The 19249-nt window shown below is 39.4% G+C and carries 20 protein-coding genes; 9 read left to right on the top strand and 11 right to left on the bottom strand.

The genetic code is table 11. The annotated features are described in order from the left end of the window. Positions 1-5: 5 nt before the first annotated feature. The gene (locus tag NQ782_RS06890) at positions 6-533 is read left to right on the top strand and encodes a hypothetical protein (RefSeq protein WP_086231066.1); all 528 of its coding nucleotides are present in this window, start codon (positions 6-8) and stop codon (positions 531-533) included. Positions 534-590: 57 nt separating this feature from the next. Here NQ782_RS06890 and NQ782_RS06885 read toward each other — a convergent pair whose 3' ends face one another. Further along, positions 591-1934, bottom strand: a complete 1344-nt coding sequence (locus NQ782_RS06885; RefSeq protein ID WP_057093905.1) for an alpha/beta fold hydrolase — start codon at positions 1932-1934, stop codon at positions 591-593. A gap of 212 nt (positions 1935-2146) precedes the next feature. Here NQ782_RS06885 and NQ782_RS06880 point away from each other — a divergent pair, with 212 nt between their 5' ends. Both NQ782_RS06880 and parE read left to right on the top strand, forming a co-directional pair. Beyond that, positions 2147-2728, top strand: coding sequence for a YqiA/YcfP family alpha/beta fold hydrolase (locus tag NQ782_RS06880; protein ID WP_001021725.1), 582 nt, complete (start codon positions 2147-2149; stop codon positions 2726-2728). 14 nt (positions 2729-2742) lie between these two features. Beyond that, the gene (parE, locus tag NQ782_RS06875; protein ID WP_000195974.1) at positions 2743-4626 is read left to right on the top strand and encodes a DNA topoisomerase IV subunit B; all 1884 of its coding nucleotides are present in this window, start codon (positions 2743-2745) and stop codon (positions 4624-4626) included. A 122-nt stretch (positions 4627-4748) separates the two neighbouring features. On the opposite strand, the gene NQ782_RS06870 is transcribed toward parE, so the two are convergent. Together NQ782_RS06870 and alc are read right to left on the bottom strand one after the other, a co-directional pair. Then, positions 4749-5252: an ureidoglycolate lyase gene (locus NQ782_RS06870; RefSeq protein WP_057093906.1), complete on the bottom strand. Its 504-nt coding sequence runs from the start codon at positions 5250-5252 to the stop codon at positions 4749-4751. Next, entirely contained in the window at positions 5249-6259 is a 1011-nt protein-coding gene (alc, locus tag NQ782_RS06865) for an allantoicase (RefSeq protein WP_000212399.1), read from the bottom strand. The genes NQ782_RS06870 and alc overlap by 4 nt, the downstream gene beginning before the upstream one ends. A gap of 199 nt (positions 6260-6458) precedes the next feature. On the opposite strand from alc, the gene hpxO reads away from it, so the two are divergent. Further along, a complete protein-coding gene (hpxO, locus tag NQ782_RS06860; protein WP_001103537.1) occupies positions 6459-7616 on the top strand; it encodes an FAD-dependent urate hydroxylase HpxO in 1158 nt (385 codons plus the stop codon). 53 nt (positions 7617-7669) lie between these two features. Here the strand turns inward: hpxO and NQ782_RS06855 are convergent, their stop codons facing one another. From NQ782_RS06855 to puuE, 5 genes are all read right to left on the bottom strand, one after another. Next, positions 7670-8395 carry an outer membrane protein OmpK gene (locus tag NQ782_RS06855; protein ID WP_057052156.1) on the bottom strand — a complete coding sequence of 242 codons (726 nt, stop codon included), beginning with the start codon at positions 8393-8395 and terminating at the stop codon, positions 7670-7672. 121 nt (positions 8396-8516) lie between these two features. Continuing rightward, positions 8517-9884 carry a nucleobase:cation symporter-2 family protein gene (locus NQ782_RS06850; RefSeq protein WP_057093909.1) on the bottom strand — a complete coding sequence of 456 codons (1368 nt, stop codon included), beginning with the start codon at positions 9882-9884 and terminating at the stop codon, positions 8517-8519. Between the two features lie 24 nt (positions 9885-9908). Beyond that, positions 9909-10232, bottom strand: coding sequence for a hydroxyisourate hydrolase (uraH, locus tag NQ782_RS06845; RefSeq protein WP_000626024.1), 324 nt, complete (start codon positions 10230-10232; stop codon positions 9909-9911). Next, positions 10229-10732, bottom strand: a complete 504-nt coding sequence (gene uraD / locus NQ782_RS06840; protein ID WP_000477669.1) for a 2-oxo-4-hydroxy-4-carboxy-5-ureidoimidazoline decarboxylase — start codon at positions 10730-10732, stop codon at positions 10229-10231. Before uraD ends, uraH begins: the two co-directional genes overlap by 4 nt. Positions 10733-10831: 99 nt before the next feature. Beyond that, positions 10832-11797 carry an allantoinase PuuE gene (puuE, locus tag NQ782_RS06835; RefSeq protein WP_038342939.1) on the bottom strand — a complete coding sequence of 322 codons (966 nt, stop codon included), beginning with the start codon at positions 11795-11797 and terminating at the stop codon, positions 10832-10834. Between the two features lie 252 nt (positions 11798-12049). On the opposite strand from puuE, the gene NQ782_RS06830 reads away from it, so the two are divergent. The 4 genes from NQ782_RS06830 to dsbD all read left to right on the top strand — a co-directional run bounded on the left by NQ782_RS06830 (position 12050) and on the right by dsbD (position 15727). Beyond that, positions 12050-12400 carry an HPF/RaiA family ribosome-associated protein gene (locus NQ782_RS06830; RefSeq protein ID WP_001019316.1) on the top strand — a complete coding sequence of 117 codons (351 nt, stop codon included), beginning with the start codon at positions 12050-12052 and terminating at the stop codon, positions 12398-12400. Positions 12401-12558: 158 nt separating this feature from the next. Further along, positions 12559-13104, top strand: a complete 546-nt coding sequence (locus tag NQ782_RS06825) for an ankyrin repeat domain-containing protein (protein ID WP_000958427.1) — start codon at positions 12559-12561, stop codon at positions 13102-13104. A gap of 12 nt (positions 13105-13116) precedes the next feature. Then, complete coding sequence (locus NQ782_RS06820) at positions 13117-13884, top strand: transporter (RefSeq protein WP_001218018.1); 768 nt, start codon at positions 13117-13119, stop codon at positions 13882-13884. 28 nt (positions 13885-13912) lie between these two features. Further along, positions 13913-15727, top strand: a complete 1815-nt coding sequence (gene dsbD / locus NQ782_RS06815; RefSeq protein WP_057093910.1) for a protein-disulfide reductase DsbD — start codon at positions 13913-13915, stop codon at positions 15725-15727. Here the strand turns inward: dsbD and NQ782_RS06810 are convergent. Together NQ782_RS06810 and NQ782_RS06805 are read right to left on the bottom strand one after the other, a co-directional pair. After that, positions 15719-16912, bottom strand: a complete 1194-nt coding sequence (locus NQ782_RS06810) for a GGDEF domain-containing protein (protein WP_000702282.1) — start codon at positions 16910-16912, stop codon at positions 15719-15721. The genes dsbD and NQ782_RS06810 overlap by 9 nt on opposite strands. Positions 16913-17087: 175 nt before the next feature. Continuing rightward, the gene (locus NQ782_RS06805; RefSeq protein WP_001025099.1) at positions 17088-17999 is read right to left on the bottom strand and encodes an alpha/beta hydrolase; all 912 of its coding nucleotides are present in this window, start codon (positions 17997-17999) and stop codon (positions 17088-17090) included. A gap of 149 nt (positions 18000-18148) precedes the next feature. On the opposite strand from NQ782_RS06805, the gene NQ782_RS06800 reads away from it, so the two are divergent. After that, positions 18149-18586: a DUF2147 domain-containing protein gene (locus tag NQ782_RS06800; RefSeq protein WP_000717015.1), complete on the top strand. Its 438-nt coding sequence runs from the start codon at positions 18149-18151 to the stop codon at positions 18584-18586. A gap of 37 nt (positions 18587-18623) precedes the next feature. Here the strand turns inward: NQ782_RS06800 and NQ782_RS06795 are convergent, their stop codons facing one another. Continuing rightward, positions 18624-18974, bottom strand: a complete 351-nt coding sequence (locus NQ782_RS06795; protein ID WP_002059456.1) for an arsenate reductase — start codon at positions 18972-18974, stop codon at positions 18624-18626. Positions 18975-19249 lie beyond the last annotated feature (275 nt).

The raw sequence follows: 19249 nt of genomic DNA, 5'->3' as shown, positions 1-19249 counted from the left end.
ATGTAATGAAAAAATATTTTACTACTGTTCTGTTAATAATATCTTCTTTAATATATTCTCAGAATATTTTTGCAAATGATCAATGTAATATTGAAGAGACAGTAAATTTAACTATTTTTAAGAAAAATGATTATAAATTCTATAATTATATGTGTGACTCTGTAGAGGGTTCTTATCTAAAAGGTTATCTAGGATCTCAAGAAAAAAAAATATTTGTTAGTGATTACTCTGATTTTGCAGCTAAAGAAAGCCCTAAACTTTTAGCTGTCAGTATCTATAAATCAAAAAAAAGAAAACCACCTATATTAATTATCCTTAATTCATCTTATTACTGTTGTACTCCGCAAATGGAGGGTGAAATGTATCAAGTTAATTTATATCAAATTAGTGAAAATAAAACCTTAAATCTGAAAAATATAACTAATATATTGGGTGTTAATGCAGAGGGTTTTGAAGGGAGAGCGGAAGGAAAAGTCTATTATAAATATAAAAATATTTCTGAAATTAAAAAATGGTTAGATAAAAATTATTGATGGATTTATATTCTTGAAAAATAATTTAAAAAAACCCAACATAAGTTGGGCTTTTTTTTACGTCTCTACAATTCCTTCTAAATCTTCGAGCGAATAGTTCGGCATATCAATAATATGGGTTTGAATACCGTCTTGCACATAATCATTCACATGAGGATATAACCAACGAGTAATCTGTTCGGCAACACTTGAGTGATACTGAATTTCAAAGTGATTTAAGCCATAAAACACCGCTTTATGTGAGTCTGGAACTTTAAGCTGAAAACGTGGATTTGGATGTTCGCCCAGTGCGCTTTTCACACTGACTAAGTAATCGCCAATCACAGTAAGCGCTTTATTACGTACCTTTTCAAACTCGAGTGTTCCTGCCACTAAAAAGGTATTGATATGGGAAGGTAGAGGAGCTGGAGCACGGTTGTCATCCATCATACCAATACGGGCATCCATGTATTCCCAGTCATCATCTCGAACACTACCATGGCGTAGGTCTAAAATCCCATTACTACGGATGTTAACCAGCTGACCAATTAGGCCAACAAATGGAAAAGCGCCTAGCCGATCTTGTAGTGCAAATCCAAAACGCTCAAGTACTGCACCGTGGTGGGGAGATCCAATACAGACGAGGTTTTCGACCATATGAATCCATTGGTACATATTTTGTTTACCGTAAAACAGTGCGCTACGGGAAACTAATCCACCCATGCTATGACCAATTAAATCAATACTGGTAATTCTTGGATTACGCTGTACTAAATCTTCTAATAAATTTGAGAAACTGCGGCCATTGGCTGAAATACGGCGGCCTGTATTGTAATTTAAATACAGCATCGTGTTGTGATCACGCTGTGCTAACAAACGCTCACCAATCCCGCCATAATGTGCATTTGACCAAGTAAGATGGTTCATGCACAAACCATGAACCAAAATTACAATACGGCCTGCAAGTTCGCCTTGTTGGATTGCACCGTAGTGGTCGTATAGAACCATTGGCAAGGCGAGGGGACTGTGCTGTTTAAGTAGATAGTCTCCGAAAATACCATTTAACACTCCTACTAAAAAATGAAGGGTTGGTGTTAATGGCTTCTCATGAAGAGTTGGAAATTTTTCAATAATACGACGTAACCCTGGTGCTAAAAAACAACTACCATATTTTTGTAAGGCACCATAAGAAAACTGATATGCCTTTTGGACAAAGGGCCGTTTTTGGAAATTTTTAGCATTTTGGGCGCTAATACCAAAAGCATTTTTTAATACTTCAATATTAATGACTTGTATTAATTCATGTATACCATTTAAGCTGGTACTGAACAGTTGAGCTAAACCTTCTAGTACGTCGGCCTGACTAGGTGGCGTACGATCCCATTTACAATAAGTTTCATGTAACGGTGTTAAGCTCGGCATATCTTTTCCCCATTTACGTTATAACCGACGTTTTAAGCTGTACTTTTTATGAACGGCAGCTAACGTTTCCATCTTAGTAGTTTAAATAACACATGTTTTTAAAATACTGATGAATGGTAAGTTGAGTGGTTTTTCTTGTCTGACAATAGTGTTTTTATATACAAACTGAGAACAAAAATGTGAGTTTATTCTCAATTTAGAGGGAAAAATATATGAATATTATCTACCTCCATGGCTTTAATAGTAGCTCTTCTTCAATTAAAGGGCTCAGCCTTAAGCAGTATTGTAGCGAATTGGGGATAAATGTGCATTTGCCAGATTTAAATAGATCTCCGGAACAGGTAGTAGCACAGGTTTCAGAGCTGATTGAGTCTTTACAAGAGGTGGCTTTAGTCGGCAGTAGTCTTGGTGGATTTTTTGCGACATATTTTGTCGCGAAATATAATATTCCGGCTGTACTGATTAACCCTGCTATGCAACCATGGAAGCTGTTTGATGAGTTATTTCAAGTTGAAAGTATGCCTTATAAGGTGAACGATCAATGGTCAATTGATCATGTTCAGTTACGACAGTTAGAACAACTGGAACTGAAACAGCCTGAAAATGCTGACAAAATACTCGTCTTGTTGCAACAAGGCGACGAAATTTTGGATTATCGTCAAGCACAACGCTATTATAGTGCTGCAACACCATCCTCATTGATTTTGACGGATGCTCATGGCAATCATGCCATGGAAGATTTTGAAGAAAAATTACCCTTAGTGATCGAATTCTTTGCGCACACCATCAAATAAGGAAAACGTACAACGTGACACAATATACGGCTCAATCGCTTGAAGTTCTTTCCGGTTTAGACCCTGTTCGTCGTCGTCCGGGGATGTATACCGATACTTCTCGTCCTAACCATTTAGCCCAAGAAGTTATTGATAATGCTGTCGATGAAGCCTTAGCTGGTCATGCCGACAAAATCTGTGTCACGGTTTATAAAGATGGTTCATTGTCAGTTGAAGATAATGGCCGTGGTATGCCAGTCGATATTCACCCTGAATATGGCCAAAGTGGTATCGAAATCATTTTAACCAAGTTGCATGCTGGTGGTAAGTTTAGTACTGATAACTATCAGTTTTCAGGTGGTTTACATGGTGTGGGGATTTCGGTTGTAAACGCTTTATCTACACGTGTTGAGGTAGAAGTTCAGCGTCAGGGTAATTTATACCAGATGGCCTTTGAGCAAGGCGAACCTGTTGCACCTTTAGCGGTGTTAGAAGGTAAAGCACCTAAACGTGCGACAGGAACTACTGTACGTTTCTGGCCTGAAGCTAAATATTTTGATAGCCCAAAATTTGCTTTAAAAGCACTTAAACATAATTTAAAAGCCAAAGCTGTTTTAGCTGCCGGTTTAAAAATCACTTATATCGATCAAATTAATGATGAAAAAATCGAATGGCAATTTGAAAATGGTCTTGTCGATTATTTGATGGATGAATTGCAAGACCGCGAAATTTTGCCAAACCCTGCATTTGTAAGCAGTGGTCAAGCAGATCGTGCCGCGTGTGAGTTTGCGATTTGCTGGAATGTAGAAGGTGGTGAGCAGGTTCAAGAAAGCTACGTCAACCTGATTCCGACTGCACAAGGCGGTACACATGTAAACGGTTTACGTTCGGGAGTGACCGAGGCATTACGTGAATTCTGTGAGTTACGTAATTTATTACCACGTAATCTTAAACTTTCGGCTGAAGATGTTTGGGATGGCGTGAACTATATTTTATCGCTTAAGTTCCAAGAACCACAGTTCTCTGGTCAAACCAAAGAGCGTCTTTCGAGTCGTGAAGCTGCCAATATAGTTTTAAATATTGCTAAAGATGCGTTTGCGCTCTGGCTCAACCAGCATGCTGAAATTGCCATGCAACTTGCTGAAATGGCAATTTCTAAAGCAGGGCGCCGTTTAAAAGCTGCGAAAAAAGTTGAGCGTAAAAAGATTGTTTCTGGCCCGGCTTTACCGGGTAAGCTGGCGGACTGCGTGGGCCAAACGCGTGAAGAAAGTGAACTCTTTATTGTTGAGGGTGACTCTGCGGGCGGTAGTGCCAAGCAGGCGCGTGATAAGAACTTTCAGGCCATCATGCCAATTCGTGGAAAAATCTTAAATACATGGGAAGTTTCTTCAGATGAAGTACTTGCTTCTCAGGAAGTTCACGACATTGCGATTGCAATTGGTGTAGACCCAGGTAGTGATGATTTATCTGAATTACGTTACGGCAAAATTTGTATTTTGGCCGATGCCGACTCGGATGGTTTACACATTGCGACTTTGCTTTGCGCTTTATTCGTTAAACATTTTCCAGCATTGGTTGAAGAAGGGCATTTGTATGTAGCAATGCCACCATTGTTCCGTATCGACATTGGTAAAGATGTCCATTATGCGCTAGATGATGAAGAGCTTGAAACCATTTTGAAAAATGTTAAAGGCAATAAGAACCCGCAAATTACCCGATTCAAAGGGTTGGGTGAGATGAACGCAATTCAACTACGTGAAACAACAATGGATCCGAACACCCGTCGTTTGGTGCAACTCGATCTAGATGATGCACATTTAACGGCAGGTTTACTCGACAAGCTCCTTGCAAAAAAACGTGCAGCAGACCGTAAGCAATGGCTTGAGCAGAAGGGTAACTTAGCTGATATTACGGTTTAAAAATAAATGAAAAAATCCCTGCTCAATTGGCGGGGATTTTTTGTGTAAATCTAAATTGTTGAAAATCACCACAACGGGTTCTACTATTAAATTAAAAAATAGACAGATCTGTCTATTTTAATTTAGACAGTAATTTTTATAGCTTCTGGAAATTGAAAAATATCGCAATTTGCACCGCCTCCAATTCGATCCACTACTGCAAAATCACTCGGCGCTTCAAAGGTAAGCAAAGGATGATGCCAAGTACCTGCCCGATAATTGATACTTTGCTTGCCATCCGAAACAAAAGCACATAGTTTTGAAATATCAGGAGTATTTTCATCTAAAGCAGGGGCCACAATAATTAAAAATTTTTGTTGCTGTAATGGAATGAATGCTTGAGAGCCTTTCGGATGGCGCTCTAGCATTGAAATTTCCATAGGTAACACACTGGCCTTAATATTTCGGAATATACTGATTCCTGCCTTTGCTTCGCCCTCAATTTCAGTTTCAACGAGCGCATGGTAGCGTTCGGTGTGTGCATCATTAATATGAAAAAAATCATGCCCGTCACAACAAATGACTTCTCCGAAGGGCTGAAAGTTCTCAATGGTTAAAGGCTGAATTTGAACATTCTTCATGATCATGACTTGGCAATTTTTCCCCATAAACGGACACGGCTAATACCACCATCCGGAATCATATTAATACGGATATGCGAGACTTTTTCATGCTGTAAAATTTCATTCATATATTCATGAATATGGTCCATTTGCATAGGTTGGGCTTCAAGTAAGTAAGACCAAAACATACTTTGTGGAATCAGCTGTGCATCGGTTGCATTTTCAAGGTAGACAGCCTGAATAGAAACTTCAGCAGGAAAGTTACCTTTAAAATGCGCCGTATCAATTTCAATTTTTTCAATTTTTCCGCTTTTACCCAATGCAAGAATACACCAGTCATAACCTGGTGCACGGCGGCGTTTGGTTTCCCACCCATCGCCCATGTTGACGCCACGGCCTGGGTTAATCAAATTACGTGGATGTCCAAAGTGCGCATCGCTATAAGCAATTACACGACCGCCATTTTCTAAGGCCAATAAATCGAGAGTCTGCTCGTGGTCGGTCACCTGAATATGAACGTCACCATAAACGCGTAAACGGGCAATACCGCCATCTGGGAAAATATTGAGGCGTATATGCGTGAAAATTGCATCATTATTGACCATAAAAATATGATGTTGACTCGGCCCTAGCTCTGTATTTTCCAAAATACTCTGCCACGTTACCCCAGTAAGGTCACCATTTGGTGCATAACATGCCTCTAATGATGCAGATGCAGGATAATTTCCTGTAAAAAACGTGGTGTCGATATCAAGTGCACTGATTTTTCCACTCACACCTAGTTTCACAATACACCAGTCATAGCCTGCATGACGCTTACGGCGGGACTCCCAACCGTCCATCCATTTGCCATGATCATCAAATTTATCTTCAACAAAAATAGGTGCTTCAAATTGCAGCATGCGCTTTGCTTCGGCAAAGAAATCATCTGAACACTCAATCACTTGTGCACCAATTCGGGCATCTGCCAAATTCGTTTTAGTATTCAAAATTTCAGGAAGTTCAAAAGCTGGAGCGTGCAATGTTGCCATAATGGGGTATCCGTATTTCTTGTTAAAAACATGATTTTTCATTTAAAACTGCACTCACACTGAGCGTGTTGAGATGAGTTTTATACATAAATATATAAGCATGGTGCATGCCAGTTTTGTGGAAAAGCTAAATAAATTTTGAACGATGGCATGTTTTTAGCATAAGCACCCTATAGGTGAATATCTATAGGAGCGTGTTATGAATGTGGTGATTATTGGTGCGGGAATGGGAGGTCTAACCACAGGCATTGCATTAAAGAAATTTGGTCACCAAGTTCGTATTTTTGAGCAAACTGAAAAGATTCTTCCGGTCGGCGCGGCAATTTCGCTGTGGTCGAATGGGGTGAAATGTCTAAATTATCTGGGATTAACCGAGAAAATCGCCAAACTTGGTGGACAAATGGATGACTTGGCCTATGTAGATGGTTTAACTGGAGATGTGATGACACAATTCAGTTTACGACCATTAATTGAAGAAGTAGGACAACGCCCTTATCCGGTTGCACGTGCCGATTTACAAAATATGTTAATGGATGAGTTTGGTCGAGATCAGATTTATTTAGGCAAAAAAATGGTAGGCCTTGAAGATAAAGCTGATTTTGTAGAGGTTCATTTTGCTGATGGTAGCTCAACACAGGCTGATTTACTCATAGGGGCAGATGGTACGCATTCAATGACTCGGGCCTATGTGTTAGGTCAGCAGGTACAACGTCGCTATGCAGGTTATGTGAACTGGAATGGTCTGGTTGAAATATCCGAAGATTTAGCGCCAGCTCAGCAATGGACGACTTATGTAGGAGAGGGCAAGCGCGCGTCTCTGATGCCAGTTGCGGATGGACGTTTTTATTTCTTTTTAGATGTACCTTTACCAGCAGGGTTAGAGAATAATCGGGATGAATATAAAAAACTTTTAAAACAATATTTTGCTGATTGGTGTCAGCCAGTGCAGCAGCTTATTGAACGCTTAGACCCGCAAAAAACCAATCGGGTAGAAATCCATGATATTGAACCGTTCACACAGTTTTATAAAGGTCGTGTGGTGATTTTAGGTGATGCTGCACATAGCACGACACCTGATATTGGGCAAGGCGGTTGCCAAGCTATGGAAGACGCGATTTATTTAGCGCGGTCTTTGCAAATTAACACTTTGGGACTAGAAGATGCTTTACGCCGCTATCAAAACAAGCGTAATGAACGTGCCAATGAATTGGTGCTTCGTGCGCGCAAACGCTGTGACGTAACGCATATGAAAGATGAAACGGTCACGCAGGCATGGTATGCAGAACTACGCCGTGAACAAGGCGGACATATTATGCAGGGGATTATTAGCAATATTGTGGGTAATCCACTCGATTAAAAACAAAAACAGCAAGGAGTTTTCCTTGCTGTTTTATCTTCTAAATAAAAATTTTAGAAGTGGTATTTAACCAAAGCACTGACGTTATTTTCGTCGGCCCCTTTAATACCAAATTTGTTATTCCACACAGAGTGCTCGATACCGAGGTATAGACGTGTATCAGGAGAAATGTGTTTACCTACATTCCATTTCCATTGAGTGGTCCAGTTCAACTCGCTTGCATGGTCATCTTCAGCGGTTGACCAGTCAAGGAAACCATCTACCAAGAAATCTTCAGATCCTAATTTTAATGGGATGCCGTAAACGAATGTCATTTGATAATCGTCGTCAGTGTTCTCATTATTCGCACGGTAGAAGTTTAAATTCGCATATTGGAAATATGGGATATCTAAATCAACTGCAAAACCATAAAGGAAGTTGTCGAAGTTATTGCCGTTTTGAGAGTTACTCTCCCAAGTGGTACTAATGAGCACATCTTTAATTGGGCCGTACGCCAGTTTTTTGCCAGAAACTTCACCTAAGCTTAAACGTGGTGATAACTCAAAGTAAGTACTTTTATAGTCATCTTCGCCACGCATGCGGTCCATAAAGAAAAATACATCAGCATATTTAACTTTTGCTGCATATTCCAAAGTAATCGTAGTTTCTTTGTCATCTACAACTTCATAGTTTTCACCATAAAGTCCAGTCACGCTAAAATCTTGCCAGATTGGTTTTGCCTGAACCATGGCAGTTGCAGATAACAAGGCACAAGTCGCCGCAAGTTGCTTTAATTGCATTTAAATGATCTCCCCCCAAATAAAGCACGCTAAGGATACAGGGTCTTAAGCAAAAATGAAGCCAAATTTGATCAACGGTTAAAAAAAAGCCCACCGAAGTGGGGCGCTAAAAACTAACTCATTAATGTGTATTTCGTGTGTTTATTGTTTGGCTTAAATGAGGGGTACGCGAGCTGCGAAATGAAGGTAAGTGATTAAATAACAAATTCAATAAGATAGCAAAGATACAAGTCGAACTAATACCCGAATGGAACAAAGTTTGTACCCAAACTGGGAAATGAGCATAAAATTCATGGTTAATAATTGGAATCATCCCAGCTGATAAAGCAGTTGCTACAATAATCAAATTTTTCTGATCGTTATAATCAATTTTTGCCAAAGTGCGAATTCCACTTGCTGCAACCGACCCAAATAAGACCAAACCCGCACCACCAAGTACTGGCATAGGAATTGCCGCAATAAGGCGGCCCATAACAGGTAATAGACCTAAAATAATCAGAATGACACCGCCTGCTGCCACGACAAAGCGGCTTTTGATGCCTGTAATTGCCACCAGTCCAACATTTTGGGCAAAAGCACTTTGCATGAATGAACCAAAGATAGGGGCAATCGCACTTGAAAACATATCTGCACGTACACCATTGGCGATACGTTTTGAATCGACTTCGGTTCCTACAATATCTCCGACAGCAATAATATCGGCTGTAGTTTCCGTCATAATCACCAAAGTAACGATTAGCATCGATAAAATTGCACTTAGCTCGAAAGTTGGTAAACCAAATGCAAATAAGTGTGGAAATTGCAGCCATGCGCCTGAGCTCACCTGACTAAAATCTCCAAAACCCATAAAGTAGGCAAGGGTAGTACCAGCAACAATAGCCAACAAAATTGATAAACGGCGTATACTTGCTTGTGGCAGCATATTTAGAATAATCACAATGCCTAAGGTCAGCAAAGCTAAAGAGATATTCTCGACGCTACCCCAATCAGGTGCTTTGTTGTTGCCACCCATCATCCAGCGAATCGCAACGGGTAACAGAGATAACCCAATAATCGTGATGATACATCCCGTCACAACAGGTGGAAAAAAACGAATAATTTTTGAAAAGTAAGGTGCAAGGCATAGTCCAATTAAAGATGCGGCAATAACCGCGCCGTAGACAGCAGGTAAACCACCGCCTGTAGTGATAATAGCAACCATGGTTGCCACACCAGCAAAAGACACACCTTGCACTAGAGGTAATTTTGCCCCTAGATATTTGGTTCCGATGGTTTGTATGAGAGTTGCCAACCCGCCTACAAATAGGGCCGCTGCAATGAGCATTCCGACTTGTGCTGCGCTTAAGCCAGCTGCCGTTCCAATAATCAGTGGCGGGGCTACAATACCCCCATACATGGTGAGTACATGCTGTAAGCCGTAAGCAAAACTTTTGGAAATTCCTAAATATTCATGCTCTGGAGAAATCGCATTCTTTTGCTGATGATTCATATTTTTCTCCTATTTATATTTGAGTTAGCTGCCGCGATAAGTGGAGTAAGCAAACGGGCTGATCAGTAATGGAATGTGGTAATGCTGATTGGTGTCTTCTATGAAAAATTGAATACAAACACGGGGGAAAAAAGTTTTGATTTGCTGTGATGAAAAATAAGGGGCAACTTCAAATTCAAGTTGATAAGCACCTTTACCTAAGTTTTTTATTCCAAAATCACTCACTCGCCCATCTTGGTTGGTAATTGCAGTCGCTATCAGTTCATGAGTGGCTGCATAAAACAACTTTACTTCGACCTGTGCAGCTGGTTTACCTAAATTCGTATCTAAAATATGAGTGCTGATCATGCTTGTACTTCCTGAGATAGACGTAATAGAGCAATTGCAGCGAGTTGCTCATGTACAATTGTTTTTTCAATAGCTAAGTTGTTTTGAAGACGTTGATGGAGTTTTTTTAAAATCTCGTCGCTACTGAGGCCTGCGGCTTTAATTAGAAAAATAAAACCAAACTTCTGCTCATACTCGATATTACCTTGCAGCAGGGCTTGTTGTGTTTGTTCATCTAAGGAAATGCCAGCTTGTTCTTGGGCTGAAAAATTTTGCTCTTTTGCATTGAGCTGTTTTTTTGCCTGTCTTTCACCAATTTTTGGATGGGTGGCTAATGCGGCCTGAATCTCTTGCCATGACCATGTGTGGCTTAATTGTTCTGCATACCCTAAAAGTACTGATGTTGATGAGTAGGGACGTTCTGAAATAATTTTTTCGGCCCATACAGGAATATGGACGCAGTTGTTTAACAGAGTCTTGAGTTGGTCGGGTGGGGCTTGATTAAACTCGGCTAAAAACACTGTTATTCCTAAACTCGTTGTCGTGATATAGAGTTTTAGCAATAACAGTGCCAAGAGTGATTTGAGATTTGCTTAAGAATTTGGAAAATTAATAATCAATTATTGGTTTATGTGATTTTTATACCAATATTCTGCAATATCCTGACGGCGACATACCCAAACACGATCATGCATTTCAATATAGTCTAGGAATCTTTGTAATGCTTTAAAACGACCCGGACGCCCTAAAATACGGCAGTGCATTCCAATAGACATCATTTTTGGTGCAGTTTCTCCCTCGGCATACAACACATCAAAACTATCTTTTAAATATTGAAAAAACTGTTCTGAGCTATTAAATCCACCTGGTGAGCAGAACTTCATATCGTTACATTCCAAAGTATAAGGAATAATCAGATGAGGTCGTGATGCACCCGCCGTATCGGTAAGTGTGGTCCAAAAAGGCAGGTCATCACCATAATAATCAGAGTCGTATTGTATTTGCGGGAACTCTGCAAGCAACTGACGCGTATTGGGGCTATCACGCCCGGTGTACCAACCTATGGTTTTATTTCCAAACAAGTTTTCTAAAACAGATAAGGCTTGCTCCATATGCTGTTTTTCGACTTCAAGATCACTCTCTTGATAATGAAGCCAGCGGTAGCCATGAGAAACCACATCGTAATCGGCTTGTTTAATTGCCTCTACAATATAAGGGTTGCGAACAAGTGCCATTGCTACTCCAAAAATGGTCATGGGGAGCTTGCGCCGTTGAAACTCATTATGAATGCGCCAAAAACCAGCACGTGAACCATATTCGTACATAGAGTCCATCGACATATGTTTGGCTGGGTAACTTGCAGCGCCAATAATCTCGGATAAAAACTGCTCTGAACCTTCGTCGCCGTGTTCAATATGTTTTTCGCCACCTTCTTCATAATTCAGCACAAATTGCACGGCAACCTTAGCATTATTAGGCCATTTCACCTCTGGAGGCTGTCCGTGATAACCGATTAAATCACGTGAATAAGGAGACTTTTGAATCTGCTCAATAAGTTCTGCTCCAGATAGATAAGATTCGGACACAATTGCTCTCCTTTTGTTCAATTTTTCATAAAAATTTAAAAAATCAGCTTGCATATTTTTATAGATGGACTGATATTGAAGGTATGAAGATCTTCAAAATAAATTAAAAGCAGTACGTTTAAGTCAGGAGATAACAAACCATTACACCATCAAAATGTACAATTGAAGTCAGTTCATGCATGCTTAAAACATGCCAACATAAAAAAGTTTTGCATAGAAAAGATCCACAGTAAGAAAGAGAGGATGGTATTTATGAATATTGAAATCCGCACAGATAAAAACATCCATAATAGTGAACGTTTAATTACTTATGTACGTGCAGAACTTACTCAAGAATTCCAACGTCATAGCGAACGTATTACACATTTCTCGGTTCATTTTAGTGATGAAAATGGGGACAAAGGTGGAGACAAAGATATCCACTGTATGATCGAAGCACGTCCTTCTGGCTTAAAACCAGTTGCAGTGCACCATAAAGCAGGAAATATTGACGCTTCAATTCATGGCGCGATTGAAAAGCTAAAACGTAGCCTTGAACATACCTTTGAGAAAAAAGAACACCCGAGAGGTGGTCAACCAGAATTCATTGATGATGAAGTTTAAAAAACACTAAAAAGCCCTTCGGGGCTTTTTTTATGAATACGTAAAAAGACCAATAAAAACTCTTCACAACTTTAGGTTTGCAATGCAATAGCGTTGACCTCTAAAATCTTCAGTAGAGATTAGGCATAATAGCGCTAATATATTTTTGAGAGATGGTCATGTTAACCACCCAACAGCAGGCTTTAATTAAAGCCATAGAAGAATTAGAACTCGCGCAAGTACAAAAATTACTTGCTGAGGGTCTTGATCCGAATTTCATTGATCCGGAACAAGGACCGCCAGTGTCCATTATTTGTGATGGAATTTTTAAATGGTGGGAAGACGTCTCTGAAGCGTATGAAGCGGGGACTCCATTATCACAAGAAGAAAAACAGCAAGCCCTGCAAGTTTATCTCGATATTCTTGAAGCTCTCATTCAGGCAAAGGCAAATGTTCATCTTTGGGATGCAGAAGAGTTTTATGGTCCACTATGGGATGCAGCAAGTTCGGCATGTGCACCAGCAGTTCAGCGCTTGCTAGATGAAAAAGTTGATCCAAACACACGTGATGAAGAAGGACTCACCATTTTATCTTCAATCAGTCAGTTGTTCTTTGATTGTGATTTTGATGAAATAGATTGGTCAGAAGCGCTTCAAGAAGAGCGTGAAACACTAGAGTTATTGCGCCGTCACGGAGCAAAAATGTCAAAAGAATTAACTACTTGATTGGATAATAGAATGAGAATATTTCAAATTTTAACTTTTGCTCTGACCGCTGTTGCTGCAGGAAGTACTTTTGCCGCAGAGTTCTCGTTTGATCGTCCGGGTTCAGGCTTTGGAACAGGCATTACGCCAGTTGGTAAATTAGCATGGGAACAAGGTTTACCAAGTGCAACTTATACAGAGACAACTGTTGATGGCGTTAAAGAAAAAACAGTTACTGTAAATGAGGATATGTTATTCCGTACAGGTTTAGCTGATGGTTTGGAATTGCAATTAGGCTGGCAAGGTCCGGCATGGACTCAAACTAAACGTGCTGGTAAAAAAACGGATAACTCAGGTTTTGGCGATGTAAGCATCGGCTTAAAAAAAGCGATTGATTTAAATGATGAAAATTTAACAATGGCTGTATTGGCTGAAGCTGTTATCGCAACAGGTAATGATGAGTTTACTGCCCATGACGATATATATAGTTTAAGTTCAGCAGTAGCTTATAAATATAATGATTTGTTGGATACTTCTATTACCATGCGTTATGAAGTACAAAACAGTAACTGGGCAGTGACTGCAATTCCAACCATCAATTATAAGATTGCGGGCAAACTTTCAGGATATTCTGAATTTGTTTATCGTAAAGCTGAAAGCCAAGACTACCAATATGGTTTAGGAACAGGTTTAGTTTACGCAGTAAATAACCGCACTCAACTTGATGCAAATATTGGTGTGGACTTAGAAGGTCAAGATAAGAGCTACAAGGGTGGCTTAGGCATGGCATTCTTATTCTGATCAGACTAACTTAAACTAATTATTATTGATGAAAAAGCTTATTTCTCAGGGAATTATTTATTTTCTAGTAGCCGCTACTTTTGTATGGAGTCAGTTTGTCTTTGCAGAAGATAAGTTATTGTCACCCGAACAGGCTTTTTCATTTTCGGTTGAATCGCCACAATCGCATACCGCAAAGTTATCGTGGCAGATTCAGCCGAATTATTATTTATATCAACATAAATTTACCGTACAACAGGGCAATCAGCCTTTAGCTTTAAATTTGCCTAAAGCAGTTTCTCAATATGATGAGAACTATGGCCAAAGCCAAGTTTATTACCATCAAGTCAACTTCCAGATTAAAACCAAGCCTTCAGAGCACTACACTGTAACTTGGCAAGGCTGTGCCAAAGACCGTATTTGTTATCCTCCACAAACTATTGAGTTTCAAACTGACGCAGATGGTCTGGTCGGTTTGCAAAATCAGGCTGGTGCAGCACCAAAACGCTTATTAGATTTGGCAAATACACAAGCATCAAGCTCTACGGAGTCTTTAGAGAATCAGAGTTCAGCTACTCAAACTGAAGGAGCTGCTCCAGAGATTGCCCAAGATCAGGTTTGGTCAGCAAAGTTAATTGAACACTCGCTTTGGTATGGTGTTTTATTATTTTTAGGTTTAGGCATGCTGCTTGCATTTACGCCATGCTCTTTACCAATGCTGCCGATTTTAACTTCATTAATTATCCGGGATCACAAAGGTTTAAAAGCTTGGACGATTGCACTTACTTTTGTGTGTAGTATGGCATTGGTCTATGCAGGTCTAGGCTTGATTGCTTCTTCAGCGGGTTTAAATTTCCAACGCTGGCTACAACAGCCTGCTACTCTTATTGCGTTTAGTTTGTTGTTTGTGGTTTTTGCACTAAATCTGTTTGGGATTTTTGAGCTTCGGTTACCGCAAACTTGGTTAAATCGCCTTGATCGTATTCAGTCCATGCAACAAGGCGGCACTTTAGTTGGTGCAGGCGTTATGGGCGTGGTTTCTGCGCTCTTGGTTGGTCCATGCATGACTGCGCCTTTGGCTGGAACTTTATTATTTATTTCTCAAACCCAGAACCAATGGCAAGGTGCTTTGCTTTTATTCTGTCTCGGTTTTGGCATGGGAATACCTTTACTCATCGCGAGTGTTTTAGGTGCAAAGTTCTTACCTAAAGCGGGCGACTGGATGCATCAGATTAAAGTGATTTTTGCTTTTCTGATGTTGGGGTTAAGCCTTTATTTCATCCGCCCTTTATTACCAGATTGGGGGATGCAAGTGCTTAGTTTATTGCTAGGGCTGGCTTTTATTATTTATGCGCTGTATCAGTTTTTTTGGAAAAAAGGGCAGTTACAGTGGCTTTATGCGCTCCTACTTTTATTGGTAACGCCATTTGTGGTTTATAACCAGTATCAACATATTCAAAATCGTAGCTTGCAAAATTCTGAGCATATGGCTGAGTGGCATGTGGCGACCACGGCAGCAGACTTTCAAAAGATTTTAGCAGCAGCTCCTGCTGATCGGGCTATTGTAGTTGATGTCTATGCCGATTGGTGCGTGGCTTGTCAGCCTATTGAACATCGTATTTTAAAAGCACCTGAGGTTCAGATGGCTCTTGCGCCTTACTATCTCATTAAACTTGATTTGAGTCATTATGACCAGTCACATGAAGCTCTACTCAAGCAGTGGAATATTCTTGGGCCACCAACTTATCTCTTTTTAAACAAGCAACAGCAAGAAATTCGTTCTTTACGTTTAACAGGCGCATTTAGTCAGCAAGAGCTTTTACAACAGCTGGGAAGCTTATCAAAAGCTAAAGATTCAAATTGATTTGATCTGAGGTAGTTGGTGAAAAGTGCGTACTTGATTACGCCCAGAGGCCTTTACCGCATAGAGCGCTTGATCGGCTTGTCTAATCACAAGATAGGGGTCATTTGCAAATGCGGAACTGCTGATGCCAAAGCTGGCACTTACATGAATTTGGATATTTTGATTATTGAAGATAGTCAATTCTTGTAAAGCTTGCCGGCAACGTTCGGCAATTTTTTCTGCTTGAATAATATCAGTATGAGGAAGTAATAAAATAAATTCTTCTCCACCAAATCGACCAATGATGTCTTCATTACGTAAATTTTCAGAAAGACATTGAGCAATTTTAATCAAAACCTGATCACCTTGGTGATGTCCGTATATATCATTAATTTTTTTAAAATGATCGATATCAAGAAGTATCACGGCATAATCAAATTGCTGTTCATGAAGTGCTTCAAGATGGGTGTTTAAGCTTCGTCTATTTAAGACATTAGTTAACGGGTCGATTTGGCTTAAACGTTGAATATAGGTTTCTCGTTGACGCCATTGGGTCAGCAATATTTCAAATAAAATAAAACACGCCACTAAAATAGGCATAATAAAAAACAGCATACTTCCTAGCCAAAATGGATTGGTTTGAGCATGCCGCATCGCTGTAAAATTAAATAGGGGAGCATATGAAATAACCCCCGTCATACTTAAATATGTACATACCGCTAGAATAATAGTTGCAGGTATAAAAGCGCTATAAACAATTTTTCTTTCAAATAAAACCAAACCTACGCCAATAGTGCCTACGTAACCCACCATTGTGGCAGGGCTGATACTACCAATTAAATATCCATCGTGGCACAACATCAGCATAAAGGCTTGTACACTAATTAAAGGCACAATTTTTTGCGCCCAAGCTTGGTCTTTGTAGCGATAACAAGGAATAATGAGTACAGCTAATAAAAATAAGGTCAGTAAATTCAGCCAGATTTGTGATTCAACTAAAGATAGATTTGCCCATTGCCAAATACTAGGAGTAATTAAAATATAGCCTTTCCATAAAATCCAACTGAAGTTCATTGCGCAGGCGAGGGTAAGCATTAATGCGCTTTTTTGTAATGGGGTCCAGTTAATAATGTGATTGTGATGGATGAAATCGAGAATCACCTGTTTTATTTTATTTATAGGACGAGTGATTAAACGAATTTTCATAATAATAAAGGAACTCCTAAATAGAGATGTCTCTTCGTCAGATCATCCTAAAGAGGGAGAGTTTGAAGGATTCATAACCTAAACATACCATGATTCATAAATTAAACCTCATGATTTGGATTGTGAAAAATAAGAAGAAGTGACAAATTTTAAATTTGTCACTTCTTCATTTTGATTACGTCTTATCAAGTTCATGAGCAAACTCAGCAATATCCGCCATCGCCTGTTTTGCTTCTTCGAACCAAGCATTAAACATTTGGAAGTTATGCCACATGCCTGTGTAAAGTTTAAAATGCACTTTTACACCTGCTTCTTCAGCTTTCTCTCTAAAACGCTTGGCATCGTCTAATAAAATTTCTTTTGAACCGACTTGAACTAATGTTGGCGGTAAACCTTCTAAGTTGTCGAAAATAGGCGAAACACGCGGGTCGTCTGCCGCAATATGATTGCCAATATAATGTTGAATACCTATTTGCAGGGCTTCAAGAGAAAGTAGGGCATCATGTTTTTGGTTAAATCTTAAAGACTCACTGGTTAGGGTTAAATCTAGAAAAGGTGACAATAAAATCAGGCCACTTGGCATAAGTTCGGGTTGTTCTTTTAAACGTAAGCAAAGTGCCAAAGCTAAATTAGCTCCACAAGAGTCACCAGATAAAATAATATCTTTAGGCTGGATACCTTGAACTAATAACGATTGATAGACGTCATATAAGGCCTCAGTTGCTTCAGGATATGGATGCTCGGGTGCAAGTGGATAGTCCACATGAATAATCTGCATTTGGGTACGAGCAGCCAAATCTGTCATGAACGCATGATGTGTTTTTAAACTTCCTAAAAAAAAGGCGCCGCCGTGAATATGAAAAATAAGCTGGGTCGCTGAATCTTGAGCTTTAATTTCTTCCCCCTTAATGCCAGCAAGTCGGATTGGTCGAACATTTACATTTTTTTGTTTTGGAAATGCTCGGCAAAGTTGTTCAAGCATAGGGCGCAGAGCAGTTGGAGGTAAATTCAACTGACTTGGTTTACGAATTGCTGTTTTAAGAAATGTTTCTGTGAAATAATATTTTAAAACATTAGGTATATTCATATAGTATCCGCTTATGTTAATTACTTGTTTCCCTATAAATTTTATTTTTCAAGGTTACAAGGTTACACGAAACAGTCACATTCAAAAATTGCAATATCGTTGCGAGTTTTGAATACTGAAGTCTTGGAAGACCCAAGGATATTACAAAAATGAAAAAGATTGCTTTAGCTTTAGGACTTGTTGGTATGGCTGCATTTGCCAATGCGGCTGACCCACTAAACGGAACGGTATGGAAAACGATTGATGACCAAACCAATAAGCCCAAAGCCGTAGTAAAATTTACGGAACAGAAGGATGGAACCTTAACTGCAACCATTCAAAACATTTTGACACCAGGTGAAGAAAACGCTTGTACAAAATGTGAAGGTCCGTATAAAAACAAACCGCTTAAAGGTGTGACCATTGTACATAATCTAAAAAATGTAGGTGGCAACAGTTATGAAAACGGTACAATTTTAGACCCTAAATCTGGCAAAACTTACAAATTAAAAGGTGAGTTGGCTGAGGGCGGTAAGAAGCTTAAATTACGTGGTTATATTGGCGTTTCAGCATTGGGCCGTAACCAAACTTGGATTCGTGCGAACTAAAAGCCTAAATAAAAAACGAGCCATTGGGCTCGTTTTTTTATGCGCTTAAGTTTTGATAGGCCGTTTCATCAAAGCCCACAAGAAACCCTTTAGAGGTCTGTAGAACTGGTCGCTTGATTAAGCTTGGCTGAGTAATTAGCGCCTCAATAAGATGATCTTCACTGCTTAAAGCACGCGTTTGTTCTTCTTCAGATAGTTTTTTCCACGTGGTACCTTTCTTGTTGAGCACCGTGTCTTGTCCAATTTCTTTTAACCAGATTTTTAGAGTATCGGCATCGATCCCTTGTTTTTTATAATCGTGAAATTCGTAGCTCAAACCTTTTGCTTGTAAAGCATCAAATGCTTTTTTCATCGAGTTACAGTTTTTAATACCATAAATTTTTAACATTTTATCGGACCATGTCAAAAAGAAAGAACACACAGCCTAACCCAAAATGCATTTGAGCACTACTTTATACAGATACTTTTAAAACAAATGAAAAATAATGATTAAAACAATAAAGAATGTCATGTTATTGTCATAAGACAAGGTAATAATGAGCTTAATAAGAATAAATTAAAAAACTAAAAGAACGTAGCGCAAAAAATAAGAGATAGAAAAGAGAAAACCCGCATTTAATCATCCTGATCATGCGGGTCTCATTTCAACGTCCATTGTCACAT

It is taken from the genome of Acinetobacter sp. BD54, from assembly GCF_044778325.1.
Taxonomy (GTDB): Bacteria; Pseudomonadota; Gammaproteobacteria; order Pseudomonadales; family Moraxellaceae; genus Acinetobacter; species Acinetobacter baumannii.
Note: the sequence above shows the minus strand (reverse complement) of the source record. Positions and strands in the feature narration are given on the sequence as shown.